The organism is Dactylosporangium sp. NPDC049140 (genome assembly GCF_040648435.1).
Window position 1 is genome coordinate 298038 of record NZ_JBEZDS010000001.1, and the last position, 18501, is coordinate 316538.

General features: G+C 72.6%; 17 protein-coding genes. 3 read left to right on the forward strand and 14 right to left on the reverse strand.

All coding sequences use genetic code 11. The annotated features are described in order from the left end of the window. From topA to AB0B76_RS01360, 6 genes are all read right to left on the reverse strand, one after another. A complete protein-coding gene (topA, locus tag AB0B76_RS01335) occupies positions 1-2781 on the reverse strand; it encodes a type I DNA topoisomerase (protein WP_360367426.1) in 2781 nt (926 codons plus the stop codon). Positions 2782-3034: 253 nt separating this feature from the next. Continuing rightward, on the reverse strand, positions 3035-3937 hold the full coding sequence (locus AB0B76_RS01340) for a hypothetical protein (RefSeq protein ID WP_360367429.1): 903 nt from the start codon (positions 3935-3937) through the stop codon (positions 3035-3037). After that, positions 3934-4458 carry a hypothetical protein gene (locus tag AB0B76_RS01345; RefSeq protein WP_360367432.1) on the reverse strand — a complete coding sequence of 175 codons (525 nt, stop codon included), beginning with the start codon at positions 4456-4458 and terminating at the stop codon, positions 3934-3936. The genes AB0B76_RS01340 and AB0B76_RS01345 overlap by 4 nt, the downstream gene beginning before the upstream one ends. A gap of 86 nt (positions 4459-4544) precedes the next feature. Next, on the reverse strand, positions 4545-6923 hold the full coding sequence (locus tag AB0B76_RS01350; protein WP_360367435.1) for a sodium-translocating pyrophosphatase: 2379 nt from the start codon (positions 6921-6923) through the stop codon (positions 4545-4547). Between the two features lie 208 nt (positions 6924-7131). Beyond that, complete coding sequence (locus AB0B76_RS01355; protein ID WP_360367438.1) at positions 7132-7608, reverse strand: ATP-binding protein; 477 nt, start codon at positions 7606-7608, stop codon at positions 7132-7134. Between the two features lie 4 nt (positions 7609-7612). Continuing rightward, on the reverse strand, positions 7613-7975 hold the full coding sequence (locus AB0B76_RS01360) for an STAS domain-containing protein (protein WP_360367441.1): 363 nt from the start codon (positions 7973-7975) through the stop codon (positions 7613-7615). A 152-nt stretch (positions 7976-8127) separates the two neighbouring features. Here AB0B76_RS01360 and AB0B76_RS01365 point away from each other — a divergent pair, with 152 nt between their 5' ends. After that, positions 8128-10326 (forward strand): DEAD/DEAH box helicase, encoded by a 2199-nt coding sequence (locus AB0B76_RS01365; RefSeq protein WP_360367444.1) that lies wholly within the window; start codon positions 8128-8130, stop codon positions 10324-10326. Between the two features lie 143 nt (positions 10327-10469). On the opposite strand, the gene AB0B76_RS01370 is transcribed toward AB0B76_RS01365, so the two are convergent. The 7 genes from AB0B76_RS01370 to ssd form a co-directional block, all read right to left on the reverse strand. Beyond that, positions 10470-11012 carry an Rv3654c family TadE-like protein gene (locus tag AB0B76_RS01370; protein WP_360367447.1) on the reverse strand — a complete coding sequence of 181 codons (543 nt, stop codon included), beginning with the start codon at positions 11010-11012 and terminating at the stop codon, positions 10470-10472. Further along, a complete protein-coding gene (locus AB0B76_RS01375; protein ID WP_360367450.1) occupies positions 11009-11287 on the reverse strand; it encodes a TadE family type IV pilus minor pilin in 279 nt (92 codons plus the stop codon). Before AB0B76_RS01375 ends, AB0B76_RS01370 begins: the two co-directional genes overlap by 4 nt. Before the next feature lie 125 nt (positions 11288-11412). After that, positions 11413-11592: a DUF4244 domain-containing protein gene (locus AB0B76_RS01380; RefSeq protein ID WP_360367453.1), complete on the reverse strand. Its 180-nt coding sequence runs from the start codon at positions 11590-11592 to the stop codon at positions 11413-11415. A gap of 32 nt (positions 11593-11624) precedes the next feature. Beyond that, a complete protein-coding gene (locus AB0B76_RS01385) occupies positions 11625-12230 on the reverse strand; it encodes a type II secretion system F family protein (RefSeq protein WP_360367456.1) in 606 nt (201 codons plus the stop codon). Between the two features lie 172 nt (positions 12231-12402). Then, positions 12403-13188 (reverse strand): hypothetical protein, encoded by a 786-nt coding sequence (locus AB0B76_RS01390; RefSeq protein ID WP_360367459.1) that lies wholly within the window; start codon positions 13186-13188, stop codon positions 12403-12405. Next, a complete protein-coding gene (locus AB0B76_RS01395; protein WP_360368675.1) occupies positions 13185-14378 on the reverse strand; it encodes a TadA family conjugal transfer-associated ATPase in 1194 nt (397 codons plus the stop codon). The genes AB0B76_RS01390 and AB0B76_RS01395 overlap by 4 nt, the downstream gene beginning before the upstream one ends. A 44-nt stretch (positions 14379-14422) precedes the next feature. After that, a complete protein-coding gene (ssd, locus tag AB0B76_RS01400) occupies positions 14423-15511 on the reverse strand; it encodes a septum site-determining protein Ssd (protein WP_360367462.1) in 1089 nt (362 codons plus the stop codon). Between the two features lie 696 nt (positions 15512-16207). Between ssd and AB0B76_RS01405 the strand changes: the two genes are divergently transcribed. Together AB0B76_RS01405 and AB0B76_RS01410 are read left to right on the forward strand one after the other, a co-directional pair. Further along, on the forward strand, positions 16208-17032 hold the full coding sequence (locus AB0B76_RS01405) for an HAD-IB family hydrolase (protein WP_360367465.1): 825 nt from the start codon (positions 16208-16210) through the stop codon (positions 17030-17032). Positions 17033-17373: 341 nt separating this feature from the next. Next, positions 17374-17664 (forward strand): hypothetical protein, encoded by a 291-nt coding sequence (locus tag AB0B76_RS01410; protein WP_360367468.1) that lies wholly within the window; start codon positions 17374-17376, stop codon positions 17662-17664. A gap of 24 nt (positions 17665-17688) precedes the next feature. Here the strand turns inward: AB0B76_RS01410 and AB0B76_RS01415 are convergent, their stop codons facing one another. Then, positions 17689-18426, reverse strand: coding sequence for an oxidoreductase (locus AB0B76_RS01415; protein WP_360367471.1), 738 nt, complete (start codon positions 18424-18426; stop codon positions 17689-17691). Positions 18427-18501 lie beyond the last annotated feature (75 nt).

Below are 18501 nucleotides of genomic sequence, written 5' to 3' on the forward strand. Positions count from 1 at the left end.
CTAGTCTTCCGCCTTCTTGCGCGAGGAGGTGGCCTTCTTCGGGGCCGCCTTCTTCGCCGGAGCCGCCTTCTTCGCGGCCGTGGTCTTCTTCGCCGCGGTCGTGGTCTTCTTGGCCGCGGTCGCCTTCTCCGGGGCCGCCTTCTTCGCCGCCGGGCGGGCCTTCTTCGGGGCCGGGCCGTTCGCGCGCTTCTCGGCGAGCATCTCGCTCGCCTCGTCGAGGGTGAGCGTGTCGACCGCCTGGCCGCGGCGGAGGGAGGCGTTGAACTCGCCGTCGGTGACGTACGGCCCGAAGCGCCCGTCCTTGATGACCAGCGGCTTCTTGGTCGCCGGGTCCTCGCCCATCTCGCGCAGGGGCGGCTTGGCCGCGGCCCGCCCGCGGGTCTTCGGCGCGGCCAGTAGGGTCAGCGCCTCCTCCAGCGTGAGCGTGAAGAGCTGGTCCTCGTTCTCCAGCGACCGGGTGTCGGTGCCGCGCTTGATGTAGGGCCCGTAGCGCCCGGGCGACGCGGTGATCTCGTTGCCCTCGGCGTCCTTGCCGACCACCCGCGGGAGCGTGAGCAGCTGCAGGGCCTGCTCCAGGGTCAGCTCCTCCGGGCTCTGGCTGGACAGCAGCGATGAGGTCTTCTCGCCGCTGACCACGTAAGGCCCGTAGCGGCCGGCCTTGACCACGATCAGGTCGCCCGTGTCGGGGTGCTCGCCGAGCTTGCGCTCGCCCCCCTGGCCGCCGACGAAGAGCTCGGCGACCTTCTCGGGCGTCAGCTCGTCCGGCGCGATGCCGTCGGGAATCGGCGCGCGGTCGCCCTCCTCGCCCTCGGGCGGGTTCGGGAGCGTGCGCTGCAGGTAGGGGCCGTAGCGGCCGACCCGGACCACGATGTCGCGCCCGGCTTCGTCGCGGAACAGCGGGATCGAGTTGATGCCGCGCGCGTCGATCTCGCCGAGCCGCTCGGTGACCATCCGCTGCAGGCCGCCCTGGCGCGCCACCGAGCCCTCGTCGCCGGTGTCGCCGCCGAAGTAGAACGGGTGCAGGAAGTTCACCGCGCTGCCGTCGCCGTTGGCGATCTCGTCGAGCACGTTCTCCATCGACGCGGTGAAGTCGTAGTCGACCAGCCGCGGGAAGTGCTGCTCGAGCAGGCCGATCACGGCGAAGGCGAGGAACGACGGGATGAGCGCCTGGCCGCGCTTGAAGACGTAGCCGCGGTTGTTGATCGTCTCCATGATCGACGCGTAGGTCGACGGGCGCCCGATGCCGAGCTCCTCCATCGCCTTGACCAGCGAGGCCTCGGTGTACCGCGGCGGCGGCTGGGTGGTGTGGCCGGTCGGGGTCAGCCCCTGCTCGGTCAGCCGCTGACCCTTGGCCAGCACGGGCAGGCGGCGCTCGGCGTCGTCGGCCTCGGCGTTCTCGTCGTCGGAGGACTCGACGTACGCCCGCAGGAAGCCCGGGTCGGTGATCGTCTTGCCGGTGGCGCCGAAGTCGACGGACTCCTGGGCCGGGGTCACCGCGTTGATCCGCACCGAGGTCGAGTTGCCGACCGCGTCGTTCATCTGCGAGGCGATGGTGCGCTGCCAGATGAGCTCGTACAGCTTCAGCTCGTCGGCGCTGAGCTCGCGGGCCACGTCGCCGGGCGTGCGGAAGCTGTCGCCGGCGGGGCGGATCGCCTCGTGCGCCTCCTGGGCGTTCTTGACCTTGCCGGTGTACCGGCGGGGCTGCGGCGGCACCGCGGCCGCCCCGTAGAGGTCGTGGATCTGCTGGCGCGCGGCGGTGATCGCCGACTCGGACAGGTTCACCGAGTCGGTACGCATGTAGGTGATGTAGCCGTTCTCGTACAGCCGCTGCGCGATGCGCATGGTCTGCGCCGAGGAGATCCGCAGCTTGCGGGCCGACTCCTGCTGCAGCGTCGAGGTGATGAACGGCGGGTAGGGCTTGCGGCGGTACGGCTTCTCCTCGACCCGGGTGACCGTGAACGGCCGCCCCTCGAGCCGCGCGGCCAGGCCGCGGGCGCCGGTCTCGTCGAGGTGGATGACCCCGGCACCGGGCTTGACCTGACCGGTCTCGGGGTCGAAGTCGCGGCCGGTGGCCACGCGGTCGCCGTCGAGCGCGATGAGCGTCGCGTTGAACGTGCGCGTGTCGTTCTCGGGCAGCAGCTTGGCGATGATGTCCCAGTACTCGGCCGAGCGGAACTTCATCCGCTGCCGCTCCCGCTCGACCACGATCCGGGTCGCGACCGACTGCACACGCCCCGCGGACAGGCCCCGCTGGACCTTCTTCCACAGCACCGTGGACACGTCGTAGCCGTAGAGGCGGTCCAGGATGCGCCGCGCCTCCTGGGCGTCGACCAGCGAGCGGTTGATCTCGCGCGGGTTCGCGACGGCGGCCTGGATGGCGGGGCGGGTGATCTCGTGGAAGACCATCCGCTTGACCGGCACCTTGGGCTTGAGCGTCTCGAGCAGGTGCCAGGCGATGGCCTCGCCCTCGCGGTCCTCATCTGTGGCGAGGTAGACCTCGCTCGCCTGCTTCAGCAGGTCCTTCAGCCGCGAGATCTGCTTCCGGCGGTCGGCCGAGATGATATAGACCGGGGTGAAATCGTTGTCGATGTCCACGCCGAGGTACGCCCAGGGCTTGCTCTTGAGCGCGTCGGGCATGTCCTTCTTGCCCACGGGCAGGTCACGGACATGGCCGAAGCTCGCCTCGACGAGGTAGTTCGGACCCAGATAGCCCGAGATCGTCTTGGCTTTTGCCGGCGACTCCACGATCACCAGCCGCTTTGTGTTGGCGGAGTTCGGCACAGTTCTCCCCGGTGCGGACGGACAGACGTCAAACGTAACGCTCACTCACGCGCCGAGTTGCGCAATGGGGCGGCCCGGCGCTCGGCTTGCGACACGCCGATCGGCGCCACGGTACACCCATGCACAACCGCGACCTGCCCGATCTTGCCGACGTGTCGCGTTCACTGCCTGGTTTGTGGGGGTTTGTCGGGGCCCGCCGGACAAATTCACATCTACGGAGCGGCTCGATCACCCTACTGCGGGTGATTCGCGTTTACACCGGCCAGACGCCCGCCGGAGCCTCGGCCGGGGCCTCGCCGACCAGCTCAGCGAGGCGGTTGATGCGCCTGGGTCCCACGATGCGGTACGCCGGGTCGCCGGAGTCGGCCCCGACGAGCACCGCGGGCAGCCCGACGGCCACCAGCGCGTCACCCACGGCGATCCAGTTGTCGGCGACCTGGCGGTCGATGACCTCGCGCTCCGGCTCGGCCGCGGGCGCGAGCGCGGCCTCGGGCGTCACCGGGTCCAGCTCGACGCTGGGCAGGTCGTCGACCCACTCGCCGGCGTCGAAGGCCTCCTCGACGTCCGCGTACTCGTCCGGGCCGGGATCGAAGGCTGTGATTTTGCTCTCGCTCTTGCGCTTGCGGACGTTCGGACGGTCGTCCTTCGAGCGGATGACAGGCGCCGGAGCAGGCGTTTCGTCCAGTTCGAGGGGTTCGAAGACGATCTCGTCGATCTCCAGGACCTCCGGCGGCGTCACCGGGCGCGGGGCCAGCCGCAGGAGATAAGAGCGCGGGCCCTCGTAGCCGCCCGCCGCGGCCACCCACAGGCGCAGCCGGCGGCCGTCCAGCCCCAGCGTGCGCGGGTGCACCTTCACCCCCCACTCGTCCAGCCAGGCGGCGGCCAGCGGGGCGAGCAGCGCGGAGTACGAGGTGCGCAGCTGCCACCGGTCCGCCTCGCCGGTCGGTTCGCAGCTCACCGTCAGCCCGCGCAGCTCCAGCTCGGCCCGCAGCACCGCGCAGCGCCAGGCCTCGTCGACCACGATCGAGACCCGGCCGGTGCCGCCCATCCGGCCCACCTGCCCGGCCCCGGCCAGCAGCCCTTCGAGGTCGAGCGGCGCCGGTGGGCGCGCCTCCACCCCGAAGAGCGACAGCTGCCGGCCGCGGGCCGGCGTCATTTGCACTCCGGCACCTCGTCGAAGGCCTTCTGCAGGTCGGCCGGGCCGACGTGGGTCGGGTCGATGGCGCTGCGCTCGTAGTCGTCCTTGAGCGTCACGAACGCCTTGCCGACCTCGCCGTAGAAGGTCTTCGCACTGTCGGTGGGCAGGCCGGAGACGGTCCGCTTGGCGTTGCCGTAGGCGTCGCGGGCCTTGGCCAGGGAGGCGGTGAACTGCTCGGCGACCTTCTGCCCGCCGTCGACCCGGGGCACCCCCGCGCCGTTGACCCCGGCCCGGGCCCGCTCGCTGGAGGCCTCGGCGCCGGAGAGCAGGTCGACGATGTTGGTCTTGGTCTGGGACGGCGTCGTGGCCGCCTGGAGCTGCTGCTGGGCCTTGGCCGTCAGGTCGGCGATCTCGGCCCGCCACGGAGTCAGCGCGACGCAGACCTGCTTCGCCCACCGCTTCGGCTCCACCCCGTCCTGACCGCAGGCACCGATCGCCAGGACGACGAGGGTGGCGGCGAGGAGGCGGACGACGCGCATGAATGCCAGCGTAGATCCGATCGTCTGTTCGAGAAAACACAACGCCCCGGCCGAGTGTCGGCCGGGGCGTCGTCGTGCGGGTTCGGTTACGCGGTGACCTTCTCGGGCTCGGCCTCGGTCTCGGCGGCACCGTTGCCGTCGCCGGCGTCGACCGTCGACGACTTGCGCTTGCTCATCACCACCGCGCCGGCGATGACCAGCACCGCGCCGAGCGCGATGGCGTACCGGGCGACCTGGTTGCCGTTGCCGATGGTCATGGTGACCACGGCGGGGGCGATCAGCAGGGCGACCAGGTTCATCACCTTGAGCAGCGGGTTGATGGCCGGGCCGGCGGTGTCCTTGAACGGGTCGCCGACGGTGTCGCCGATGACCGTCGCGGCGTGGGCCGGAGAGCCCTTGCCGCCGTGGACCCCGTCCTCGACCAGCTTCTTCGCGTTGTCCCACGCGCCGCCGGAGTTGGACAGGAAGACCGCCATGAGCGTGCCCGTGCCGATCGCGCCGGCGAGGTAGGCCGCCAGCGGGCCGACGCCGAGGCCGAAGCCGACGGCGATGGGCGCCAGGACCGCGAGCAGACCCGGTGTGATGAGCTCACGCTGGGCGTCGCGGGTGCAGATGTCGACGACCTTGCCGTACTCCGGCCGCTGCGTGCCGTCCATGATGCCCGGGAACTCGCGGAACTGCCGCCGGACCTCGAACACGACCGCACCCGCGGAGCGGGCCACGGCGTTGATGGCGAGGCCGGAGAACAGGAACACGACCGCGGCCCCGATCAGCAGGCCGACCAGGTTGCCCGGGTTGGCCACGTTGAGCAAGATCGCGGTGGCCGCGTCGTCGGCCTTCTCGCCGGCGTCGGCGAGCGCGGTCTTCATGGTGTCGGTGTACGAGCCGAACAGCGCGGTCGCGGCCAGCACGGCCGTCGCGATCGCGATGCCCTTGGTGATCGCCTTGGTGGTGTTGCCCACCGCGTCGAGCTCGGTCAGGGTGCGGGCCCCGGCCTCGTCGATGTCGCCGGACATCTCGGCGATGCCCTGCGCGTTGTCGCTGATCGGGCCGAAGGTGTCCATGGCCACGATGACACCGACGGTGGTGAGCAGGCCGGTGCCGGCCATCGCGACGGCGAACAGCGAGAGGGTGATCGAGCCGCCGCCGAGCAGGAAGGCGCCGAAGACGCCCGCGCCGATGACGATGGCCGAGTAGACCGCCGACTCGAGGCCGACGCTGACGCCCGCGAGCACGACCGTGGCGGGACCGGTGAGCGCGCTCCTGCCGATGTCCCGGACCGGGCGGCGCTCCGTCTCGGTGAAGTACCCGGTCAGGGCCTGGATGATCGCCGCCAGCGCGATGCCGATGACGACGGCGATGATGGCCGTGACGTGCGGGCCGAACGGCGGCGCGTCGTCGCCCGAGGCGGTCTTGAGGGCGTCGAGCGCGGTGGTGCTGCCGGTCAGGCCGCTCCACTTGCTCGGCAGGTAGAACAGCGCGGCCGCGCTGACCAGGACCGCCGAGAGGATGGCGGAGAGGTAGAACGCCCGGTTGATCGCGACGAGACCGTTGCGATCGGACTTGCGCAGGCGGGTGAGCGCCACGCCCGCGATCGCGATGATCACGCCGATGGTCGACACGATGAGCGGGAACACCAGGCCCTGCTCGCCGTAGGCGGCCCGACCCAGGATCAGCGCCGCGACCAGGGTGACGGCGTAGGACTCGAACAGGTCCGCGGCCATGCCGGCGCAGTCGCCGACGTTGTCGCCCACGTTGTCGGCGATGGTCGCCGCGTTGCGCGGGTCGTCCTCGGGGATGCCCTGCTCGACCTTGCCGACGAGGTCGGCGCCGACGTCCGCGGCCTTGGTGAAGATGCCGCCGCCGACCCGCATGAACATCGCGAGCAGCGCCGCGCCGAAGCCGAAGCCCTCGAGCACGATCGGCGCGCGGTCCTTGAAGATCAGCACCACCAGGGCCGCGCCGAACAGGCCCAGGCCGACGGTGAGGAAGCCGACCACGCCACCGGTGCGGAACGCGATCTGCATCGCCTTCTCCCGGCCGCCGTCCTCTCGGGCCGCCGCCGCGACGCGCAGGTTGGCGCGGGTGGCCAGCGCCATGCCGGCGCCACCGATGAAGGCCGAGAAGACCGCGCCGACGACGAAGAACGCCGACCGGCCGATCTTGATGAGGAGCTCGTTATCACCGGCATCGTTGACCGGGAGCAGGAACAGCAGCACGACCGCGATGACGACGAAGATGCTGAGGGTCTTGAACTGGCGCACGAGGTACGCGCTCGCGCCCTCCTGCACCGCCTCGGCGATCTCCTGCATCTTCGGCGTGCCCCGACCCGTCGCCAGCACGGCCTTGACCAGCGCGGCCGCAAAGCCGAGCGCCACCAGGGCAATGACGAGAGCGACGACGATGTAGGTCAGATTGCTCCCGGAAAGGGAAATCTCGCCGGCTGCGGCGAGTGATACGGACATTCGTTGTCCTCCTGTACCGACACATGACAGCGCCGCGAGCGGTCAGGCCGGCGGCGAATCTCCCCAAAGGGAGCCGTGCTGAGCGACCGAGGTACCCAATGACCAGGGACGTCATACACGATCGCCGTACTCTAGCCGGATGGCGTGTCAGTGGTCACACCGACTTGCACCTTTACACAAATCGCATTCCGTCGATTTGCTCACGATGTCAGTCGGTGGAGCGCTCCAACGGCCAGGACATGCGTACCTCGGTGCCGACACCCTCGGCCAATTCGGACACGTTCAGGTCGTCCACGAGCCCCGCCAGCAGGGCCAGGCCCATCCGGGCGGCGACCGCCTCCTCCGCCAGGAGGTCCGGCGGGGTGGTCAGCGGCAGGGCCGGGTCGGAGAGCAGCACGACGGCCTCGTCCTGCGGGGCGCGGTGCACCAAGGCGCCGTTGGCGGCCCGGTCCACGACGCGCACGGTGAAGCGGTCGCCGTCGGCCATCGCCACGTCGACCAGGTCGTCGAGGCCGTGCGAGCGGTGCAGCGCGACGGCCCGCGAGCACGCCTCGCCGATCGCCAGCCGGACCTCCTCGAGCAGTTCCTCGGCCACGCCGGCACGCCGCGCGACGGCCACGCCGACCAGGCGGGCCGTCCGGACATGCGCCGGTGCGGGAGAGAAGGAGAGTCGGACTGTCGGCATGGACCTACGCCGGGGAGTCGGTGCCCGCGCCGGTCGCGGCGACCGCGGCCTCCACGGTGTCGAAAAGCTGGAAGACCCGGTCGAGCGCGGTGATCCGGAAGATCTTCAACAGCCGCTCATGGGCACAGACCAGCCCGAACGTCCCGTTGACCGCGCGGAGCCGCTTGAGCGCGCCGACGAGCACGCCGAGCCCCGTCGAGTCGAGGAACTCCACCCGGCTGAGGTCGACCACCACGTGCCGGGCGCCCTGCTCCACAAGCTCGACAAGCTTCTCGCGCAGGCGAGGGGCGGTGTAGACGTCCACCTCACCGCCGACTTCGAGCACCTTGTGGTCGCCGGAGTCGTACGTCGACAACGACAGCTCCATGCGGACCTCCTCCTCTGGCGGCCGGATTTTGCAAGCCCTCCACGGGCATCTAACCATCGACGCCGCCGCCAGGCGACGCTCCACCCCCCTTCCCACATCTGCCCGGTGTGTACCGTCACTCCCGGTTCGAACAGGTGTTTTAGAGTGCAGACGTGCTGCTCCACACCGAAACGCTGCCGCGCCGCGCGGGCACCGTCGTCCCCTGGCCGGCCTGGGTGCCGCCCGCGCTGCGGACGGCCTTCGGCTTCGAACCCTGGCGCCACCAGGCGGAAGCGGCCACCGCGGCCTGGGAAGGCGCCCACACGGTGGTCGCCACGGGCACCGGATCCGGCAAGTCGCTGGCCTACCAGCTGCCCGCGCTCGCCCGGCTGCTCGCCGACCCGCGGGCCACGGTGCTGTACATCGCCCCGACCAAGGCCCTGGCCGCCGACCAGCTCCGCTCGCTGCAAGAGCTGGGGCTGCCCGGCCTGTACCCGGCCACCTACGACGGCGACACCTCCCGCGAGGAGCGCGACTGGGTCCGGCAACACGCCCGGGTGGTGCTGACCAACCCCGACATGCTCCACCACGGCATCCTGCCCGCCCACGGGGCCTGGTCGCGGTTCCTGCGCGGGCTCACTTTCGTGGTGGTCGACGAGTGCCACGCGTACCGCGGCGTCTTCGGCTCCCACGTCGCCCACGTCCTGCGCCGCCTGCGCCGGGTCGCGGCCCGCTACCGCAGCGCCCCGGTCTTCGTCCTGGCCTCGGCGACCTCGGGCGACCCGGGCGCGTCGGCCGCCCGCCTGACCGGCCTGCCCTTCTCCGTCTTCGCGACCGACACCTCCCCGCGCGGCGAGATCACCTTCCGCCTCTGGGAGCCGCCGCTGCTGACCGAGGACGGCCCGCGCCGCTCCTCCCTGAGCGAGACGGCGGCCCTGCTGGCCGACTCCGTCGCGCGCGGCACGCCCACCCTGGCGTTCGTCCGCTCCCGCAAGGGCGCCGAGCTCGTCGCCACCATGGCCCGCCACAACCTCGACCTCGCCGTACCCGGCCTGGGCTCGCGGGTCGCCGCCTACCGCGCCGGCTATCTGCGCGAGGACCGCCGCGCGCTCGAACGCGACCTCATGGACGGCCGCCTCCTGGGCCTGGCCTCCACCAACGCCCTGGAGCTCGGCGTCGACCTGACCGGCCTCGACGCGGTGCTCATGTGCGGCTACCCCGGCACCCTCGCCTCGCTGTGGCAGCAGGCGGGCCGCGCCGGAAGGGCGGGAAGAGCCGCCGACTGTACCCTCATCGCCCGCGACGACCCCCTGGACACCTACCTCGTGCACCACCCCGAGGCCCTCTTCGGCCGGCCGGTCGAGGCCACCGTCTTCGACCCGGCCAACCCGCACGTCCTCGCGCCCCAGCTCTGCTGCGCCGCCGCCGACCTGCCCCTCACCGAGGCCGACGTCGACCTCTTCGGCCCGACCACCCGCGACCTCCTCGACGCGCTCGTCGCCGCCGGGATGCTCCGCAAGCGCCCCGCCGGCTGGTACTGGACCGAGCGTGACCGCCCCGACGTCGACCTCCGCGGCGCGGGCGGCGGCCCGATCGCCGTGGTCGAGTCGTCGACCGGCCGCCTGCTGGGCACCGTAGACACCGGCTCGGCGCACCAGCAGGTGCACGACGGCGCCGTGTACCTCCATCGGGGCGCCACGTACGTGGTCGACAAGCTGGACCTGGCCGACAACTGCGCCCTCGTGCACGCGGAGGACCCGGACTGGAGCACCCACCCGCGCGACGTCACCTCGATGGTCATCCTGTCGGTGCGGTCGTCGCGCACCGCGGGCCCGATCACGCTCGCGCTGGGCGAGGTCGAGGTGACCAACCAGGTCGTGAGCTACCAGCGCCGCAAGCTCATGTCGGGCGAGGTGATCGACACCGTGCCGCTGGACCTCCCGGAGCGCGTCCTGCGCACGGTGGCCGTCTGGTGGACCATCGACCCCGACGCCCTGGACGCCGCCGGCATCCCCGACCTGGAGTGGCCGGGCGCCCTGCACGCGGCCGAGCACGCGGCGATCGGCCTGCTACCGCTGATCGCGACGTGCGACCGCTGGGACATCGGCGGCCTCTCGACCGCCGCCCACGCGGACACGGGCCTGCCCACGATCTTCGTGTACGACGGCCACCCCGGCGGCGCCGGCTTCGCGGAACGCGCCTACGAAACGGCCGCAACCTGGCTCCGGGCCACGAACGACGCCATCCGGGCCTGCCGCTGCGAACACGGCTGCCCGTCGTGCGTGCAGTCGCCGAAGTGCGGCAACGGCAACAACCCCCTGAACAAACCCGAGGCGGCGCGCCTCCTGTCCCTGGTCCTGAGCCACATCTGACGCCCGGCGGGGCCCGGACTCGCCAAAATCCGGACCCCTGGCACGTGTCAGCGTTCGTCCAAACCGCCCTCCACTTCTCCGGTAAACGGAACCTCCCGGGGGACCCGCTCGGACCGCGCACCCGGCGGAATCTCCCACGGGCCCTAGCGGCCAAGCGCGCCCTCCCCAACTGCGCCACGCGGCTCCGCGTAATAACCCACGGGCCCGGCGCCCGACTCAGCGCCGCCCTCCTCCACCGGTGGTCCGACGCCCGACTCAGCGCCGCGCCACTCAATCGGTGGCCCGGCGCCCAACTCAGCGTCGCCCTGCTCCACCGGTGGCCCGGCGCCCGACTCAGCGCCGCTCCACCCCACCGGCCCGGCGCGCGCCCGAGCCCGGGCCACGAGCCCGGCCCGCGTCGCCACCTCGACCGTCACCGTGACGACCGCCCCGGCGACCTCACACGCCGCCAGCCGCCCCCGGTTCTCCCCCGCCAGCCGCCCCGCCGCCGCACAAGCCGCCTCGGACCCCCGAGCCACCTTCAACGCCCCGGCGAGCGCCGCCGAGTCGGCGGCATTGCGGGCCCGATGCGCCGCCACGAGCACACCGCCACCGGTCGAGATGCCGAGCGCCAGCGCTGCGAGGGCCAGCCCGACCGCGAGGCAGATGAGCGAGGCCGACCCCCGATCGCCCGGCCCCCGGTTCACGACCCCGGCTCGACCATCGCCACCGCCGTCTCCTCGACGTAGAAGCCCGCGAGAAGAGGGTTGACCACCTTCCGCCGTACGGTCACCCGCACGAGGTCCCCCTCGTGCTCCACCGAGATCACCTCCGTGCCCGAGTGCAGCTTCGGCACCTGCTCGCCCCGCGCCACCGCCCGCACCGCCGCCCCCGCACTGTCGGTGACGGAGAGCTTGTTGGTCATGACGCTGAGCATGATCACGCCGGCCATGAGGAACAGCAGGATCACCGGGATCGCCATGGCCACCTCGAGCGCCGTCGACCCGCGCTCCCGGTCGCCGCGGTGACTGGGCGCGCCCGGCGGTCTTCGCCGATGCCGCGCGCTCCTGCTCGGACCGCTGGGAACGGCGGCCCTCCCCCGGGCGCTCACGCCGGGTCCTTCATCATCAGGCCCGTCAGGTAGGCCTTCATCACATCGGAGTGCACGATGCTGATCAGCACCCCGACGAGGATGATGCCGATGACCACCAGGGCCGCGTACTCGATCGAAATCGCCCCGTCGTCCCGGCGCACAACGGCCAGGAGGCGGGCTCTCGTCACTTGCATCTCTGCTCCTTGTCGCTATCGGTATTCGGCTTTCACAGGGCGGCGAGAACGTCGCGGAACAGCGCCGCGAGCACCGGGACCACGCCGACGAGGACGAAGGCCGGCAGGAAGCACACGGCGACCGGCAGGACGGCCAGCACCCCCACGCGGCGCACCGCCGCCGACGCGGCCGCCGCCCGGGCCACGCGCAGGTCGGAGGCCTGGCGGTCGAGCGTCCGGGTGAGCGCCAGGCCGTGCTCGGCACTGCGCGTCGCCGCCCGCGCGAACCGTGCCCCGCCCGGCAGGTCGGCCAGGTGCCCCCAGGCGGACTCGGGCGCGGCCCCGAGCCGCAGCGCCCGCCCGGTCCGCACGAGCCGCTCCCCCACGGGCCCGCCGAGCACCTCCCCGACCGCCAGCGCGGCCCGATCGGGCGGCGCCCCGGCCCGCAGCGCCGCCGCGAGCAGGTCGGCCGCGAACGGCAGGTCGGACCGGGCCGTGGCGCGCTCCCGCCGCACATGGGCCGGCTCGGCCCGCCCGAGGAGAACGAAGCCTCCGCCGGCCACGACGACACCCAGAGCGGCCCCGGTCCAGTCGCCGACGGCGAGCGCAACCCCGCCCCCGGCCGCCAACGCGGCCAGCCAACGCCTCCAGCCCTTCACGACCCACCCCCGGCCCTCGAAGCCACCTCCGCCGACACGGCACAGACCACCCGGCCCCCCACGAGCACGCCGACCCCGAACCCCAGCCCCGACGAGCCGCCGACCCACCAGCCGACGGACACCGCCACCCGCGGCCCGAGCGGTCGCGGAAGCCGCCACATCCAGGCGCCCATCACCGGGCCTCCGCCGTCACCGAGCGCACCATCCGGCCCGTCCACAGCAGCCCCAGCCACTGCAGTGCGACCGCCGACGCGGCGCACCCCGCCCCCAGCGGCGTGTGCAGGAGCTGCTGCACCGGGTCGATGCCGATGGCCGCGCCCACCCACAGCCCGAGCAGCGGCAGCGGCAGCAGCACCGCGGTCGAGGTCTGCGCCCCCGAGAGCTGCGCCGCCATCTCCGCGCGCAGCGCCTGCCCGGAGCGCAGATCCGCGTCGACCCGCTCCAGCAGCCCGACGAGCGGCACGCCGAGGGACTCGCTGAGCCGGTACGCCGCCGCGAGCCGAGCCCGGGCCACCCCCACCACCGAGCCGTCGGAGGGCGCCCCGGCGAGCAGGTCGTTCAGCGTCGAGCCGTCCGGCAACGCCCCGGCCCGCAGGCCCTCCGCCGTCGCGTCCACGGCATCGAGCAGCCCCGCCACGAGCCGCTCGCCGTCGCGCCGCAGCAGGTGCCGGCGCGCCGCAAGCGTCGCCATCAGGCAGTACACCCCGACGAGCACCGCCGCCACCGGCCCCGCGAGCGCGAGCGCCCCGCCCGAGCCGAGCGCCACCGCCGCCGTGCCGGCGAGCACCGGCCGCCGCACCAGCCACGCGGACCACCGCGGCCGGGCCCGGGACCGCCGGTTCGCCGCACGGCTGACGCGGGCCAGCCGCGCCGACGCCCGTCGCCTGTGCCGCCAGTACGCGACCCCGCCCAGCACCAGCGCCAGCCCCGCCAGCAGCGCGAGGTCGAGGGCGCTCACGACCAGCCGTCCTCGGGTGAGTACTTCCAGCGCCCGCCCGGCTTCGGCGGGTCTACGCCCCGCGCGGCCAGCATCTCGTCGAGGTCCGGCGCGGCCGGGCCGGGGCCGCTGCCCCGCCGCCACGCGGTGACCACGACCGCGGTCTGGCGGTCGGGGTGCGGGGAGAGCACGCAGATCTCGGTGAGCTCGCGGAGCCCGGTGCCGGACCGGTGCAGGTGCACGACCACCCGCAGGGCGGAGACGACCATCGCGTGCAGGGCCGGCCGCGGGACATCCCCGAGCAGCCCCAGCGCCTCCAGCCGCGCCGGCACGTCGGCCGGCGAGTTGGCGTGCAGCGTGGCCGCACCGCCCTCGTGCCCGGTGTTCAGGGCGCCGAGCAGGTCGACGATCTCCGCGCCACGGCACTCGCCGACGACGAGCCGGTCGGGGCGCATCCGCAGGGCCTGGCGTACCAGCTCGCGGAGGCTCACCTGCCCGGCGCCCTCGACGTTGGCGACCCGGGCCTGCAACGCCACGACATGCGGGTGGGCGGGGCGCAGCTCGGCGGCGTCCTCGACGATCACGACCCGCTCCGTGACCGGGACGACCGACAGCAGCGAGGCGAGCACCGTCGTCTTGCCGCTGCCGGTGCCGCCGGTCACGAGGTACGGCAGCCGCGCCTCCACCACCGCGCGCAGCAGCCGCGCCGCGCCCGGGTCGAGCGTGCCGCAGCGGACGAGCTCGTCGATGGTGAAGGCACGCCTCCGGAAGGTGCGCAGAGACAGGTACGGCCCGCGCAGCGCCACCGGCGGCAGCGCCGCGTGCATGCGGGTGCCGTCGGGCAGGCGGATGTCGACGAACGGGCTCGCGTCGTCCAGGCGCCGGCCGGCGTTGGAGGCGAGGCGCTGGGCGAGCTTGCGGACGTACATCTCGTCGCCGATCGATCCGGGCACGCGCCGCAGCCCGCCGTCGCCGCGGTCGACCCAGACCTCGCCGCCGTTGACGAGCACGTCGGTGACGGTCGGGTCGGCCAGCAGCATGCTGAGCGGGCCGGTGCCGGTCATCTCGCCGGCCAGCCGTCCCGCCATGCGGCGCACGGACTCGTCGCTGAGCAGCCGGCCGCCCGGCTCCGCGCGCACGGCGGCCGCGACCGTGCCGGGCGTCGCCTCGGTGCCCTGGGCGGTGAGCCGGGCGCGGACCCGGTCCGTCATGTCCTGGCCGGCCGGGGCCGCGAGCCGCGGCGGCGTGCCGGCCTTCACGCCGCCGCTCCCGCCTCGGGGCTGACCGGGCCGAGGCCGACGCCGCCGAGGATGTGCCGGCAGAGCGCGACGAGCGAGCCGCGCCGGCCGGGCGGGCCGGCGCCGCGGTCGACGCGGCCGGGCAGCCCGCCCTCGGAGTGCAGCTCGCCCGCCACGGGCAGCCGCAGCACGGCCTCGATCTGGCGGCGCCGCACCTCGCCGGGGTCGCGCACGACTACCTGGACGGCGTCGGTGTGCGGGGCGATGGTGGCGGCGACGCGCGCGGCCGCCATGCAGGCCCGCATCTCGGCCGGGACGACCAGCAGGACCAGGTCGGCGGCGCGCAGGGCCAGGGTCGCGGCGTCGTCGAGGCGGCGGGGCAGGTCGGCCACGACGAGGTCGCGGGCGCGGCCGCCGGCGTCGAGGGCGCTGGCCATCGCCGCGGGCGGCAGGCCGACGGCAGCGTCCGGGTCGCGGCCGCACGAGAGCAGGGCCACGCCGTCGCGGGCGGGCAGGGCGGCGAACAGCGTGCCCGGGTCGACCGGGCCGTCGGTGTGCTCGAGCGCGGGCCACCGCAGGCCCTTGATCTTCTCCCAGCCGAGGGCGAGGTCGGCGCCGCCGCCGAGCGGGTCAGCGTCGACGAGCAGGGTGCGCAGCCCGGCGCGGCCGGCGGTGAGCGCGAGGCCCGCAGCGAGGACTGTCGCGCCGGCGCCGCCGCGGCCGCCGATGCAGGCGACGATGCGGCCGCGCACGGCGGTGGTGACCGCGGGCCCGGCGGAGGCACGGCGCAGCTCGCGCAGGAGATATCGCTCGCCGTCGGGAATCCGCACGATCCACTCGGCGCCGACCTCCTCGGCCAGGCTCGCGACCCGAGCCGTCCCATGACCGCGGGTCAGCAGCATCACCCCGGCCCGCTCGGGCAGCCCGGCGCGCAGCCAGGCGGGCGCGGCCTCGTCGCCGATGAGCACGAGCGGTGCGGTGCTGTATCGGCGGCGAGCGTCGGCGGGGCCGGGCGCCACGTCGAGTTCGAGAGCGTGCCGGGCGGCGAGGTCGACGACCCGGTCGAGCAGCGCGGGATCGTCGGAGACGAGCAATGGTCGGTGCACGGAGGGCTCCACGGGTCGTGAGCGGTTCGACTAACGGCGCTCACCGTGGCCCTATCGGGCCCTCGCCCGCTCGCGGCCGGAGCCGGATCTGTGGACAACCGGCCGCTTGTGGACGACGTGCCCAGAACGAACTCGATCTGTTAATGAAACCCCGACAAATCCGGTCAGTACGGGCGTAGCGGGGCCGAGGTACCGAAAGAAATAGCGAGACCGTGAACGCTCAACAAAGCATCCGGCGTCAATGCTGGCTAACCACCGCGCATACCGACGAAAGTCCCAGCCACCATCCAAAAGGCCATGTGGCTAAAATCCGGCAACCAGCACAGAAGCGGCTCACGGCAAAAGTGCCGGAGAAGGGGACGACCCCCGCCGGGGGGTGACGGGGGTCGCCGGGGGTTCGGCTCCGGGGGGGTCGAGCCGAACCCGCTCAGCGGTTACGGGGGGTGCAACCGCCGAGGGTCAATAACGGGTCTCCGCCATGCATGCTGACGTGAAACCTCGTCGCAAACATAAGCATGCCTGAGACGACCGCCATACGTCGAGTAGGACCGGCCCGCAACACGCCCAGGACACCAATCAATATTTCACTCTGGGGTAACTCAGGCGTGATCACCCGCGAGCCCAGCGTGATCCAGTCGGCCTTTGGACCGGCTTTGGACAAGTCCGGACACCGCGGGCCGCCGCGCAACGCTACACTTGCCCGCCGTGGGGCGTAGCGCCGCGTTTTTCGATCTGGACAAAACGGTGATCGCCAAGTCGAGTGCCTTGGCCTTCGGTCGACCGTTCTATCGCGACGGGCTGATCAGCCGCCGCGATGTCATCAAAGGCGCCTACGCACAACTGATTTTCCGCGTCGGCGGCGGCTCCGACGAGCAGACCATGGCTCGCACCAGGGACTATCTCGCGGCGCTGGTCAAAGGCTGGCGCGCCGAGCAAGTGCGCCAGATCGTGCGGGAAACGCTCGAGGAGCTGATCAACCCGTATATCTATGCCGAGGCCGCGCTGCTGATCGAGGAGCACCGCGCCGCGGGCCGCGATGTGGTCCTTGTCTCGACCTCCGGTGACGAGATGGTCAGGCCTATCGGCGAGCAGCTGGGCATCACCGACATCATCGCGACGCGCATGAACGTCGGCGACGACGGCTGCTACACGGGCGAGATCGACTTCTATGCGGCCGGCCCGAACAAGGTCGTCGCGGTCAAGGAGCTCGCCACCGAGCGCGACTACGATCTTTCGGCCTGCTACGCATACTCCGACTCCGTCACCGACGCCGGGCTGCTCAGCCTGGTCGGGCACCCCACCGCCGTCAACCCCGACCGCGCACTGCGCCGGATCGCGGTCGAGCGCGGCTGGCCGATGCTCGAGTTCCGCCACCCGATCCCGCTGGGCCGCCGCCTGCGCGAGCGGCCGGCGGTGCCGGTGGCGGCGGCCGCGCTCGGGCTGGGGGCGGCGGTCGCGATCGGCCTGGCGCTGTACAGCAGGCATCGCAAGGCGCGCGCGGCCCAGCTGGCCGCCACCTGAGCCCCACCAGTCACAGATTGCCGGGCGGGGCTTCCGATCGTGGTGAGGGCGGCGTAGAAAGAAATAGCGAGGTCAGAGACCTCGTGCACGGCCGCCGGGCACCCACGAGCGACCAGCCGCGGTAAGGCGCGTTGCAGCGGATCCGCGAGGACTGTTGCGAACGGACTTGAGGTGCACGCTTGGTAACCCGGTCGGACGTGTGTGACGGCGCCTCCGCAATCGAGGCGCCGTTCACTGTGTCCGGGCTGTAATAACCGCAGGCCAAAACGGGGCAGACGGATTTGGGGACGCGTTCTAGGCTGGCGCAGCCCTACCCCGATCCATCCCCGGAGGCAACACCTATGAACGCTGCTCTTGGCGAGATCAGCGAGGGCCAGGAGCTGGCCTACATCGGCCTGCTCTGCGTCAGCGGTCTCATCGCCGTCGTGATCGGCGCGATCGGCTTCGGCCTGACGTCGGTCGGTCAGCGAGTGCTCAACGTCGTGATCGGCGTGGCCTTCATCGGCTACGGGCTGTACCTGCTCATCGGAAACCCGGAGTCGGTCTACATCATCTGGTACGTCTTCATCATCCCGATCGTGCTGATCATCAACGTGGTCAAGGCCGCTCGGGCCCGCAGCAGCAGCAGCTGAACCGGGACAGGCCGCGGAGACCCCCTACTCCGCGGCCTTCTCGCACACCTCGAGCAGCTCCTCCGCGGCGCGTTCGGCCGCCGCCGCGTAATGGCGCAACCACGATCGAACGCCGTCGGGTGTACCGGTGGCAAAGGCATTGGCGGACCCGACGTACTCGGGCTCGCGGCTGCGGTGCCCGACATCCATCGCGAGCAGTCCCCGCGGGTCCAGCCCGCCCGCCACCAGCGTCAGCCGCGCCGCGGCCCGGGCAACGACCCCGTTGGGCCCGGCGAAGGCCTTGAGCGCCAGCAGTTCCCCGTGTACCACCGCCGCCTGCAACAGCACCGGCGCGCTCGTGCCCCCGGCCACCAGCGCGGCCAGCGCGTCCAGGCGTGGCGCGGCCGCCGGGTCGAGCGGCCGGCCCAGCTCACCGGCGGTCACCACGTCCCGCGCGACAAGCGTGTGCAGCTTGGCCAGCACCTGCCGCGGCGCCTTCGTCCACGTGCCAGTCAGGCCGTCCAGCGCCGCCGTGGCGCGCAGCGCGCCCTGCACGACGGGGTCGGTGACCACGCCGGCCCGCACGCCCTCCAGGTCGAAGCCGTGGGTGTCCAGCGCGGCGCTGGCGACGGAGGTGCGCAGCGCGATCTCCGCGGCGACCGGCCCGCCCGCGCGGCGCAGGGCCCGATGGCGCATGGCGGCGTCGACCGCCGCGCGGGCCTGGTCGAGCGCGGGGCGGACGTCGGCGAGATCCAGCAGCGGTGCGAGCGGGTCGGATGGCACCCGTTGACGGTATCGTGCCGCTACTGTGAACAAAGTTTAGAGAAGAGGCGCCTTCTTTTCTGTCACACCCCCCAA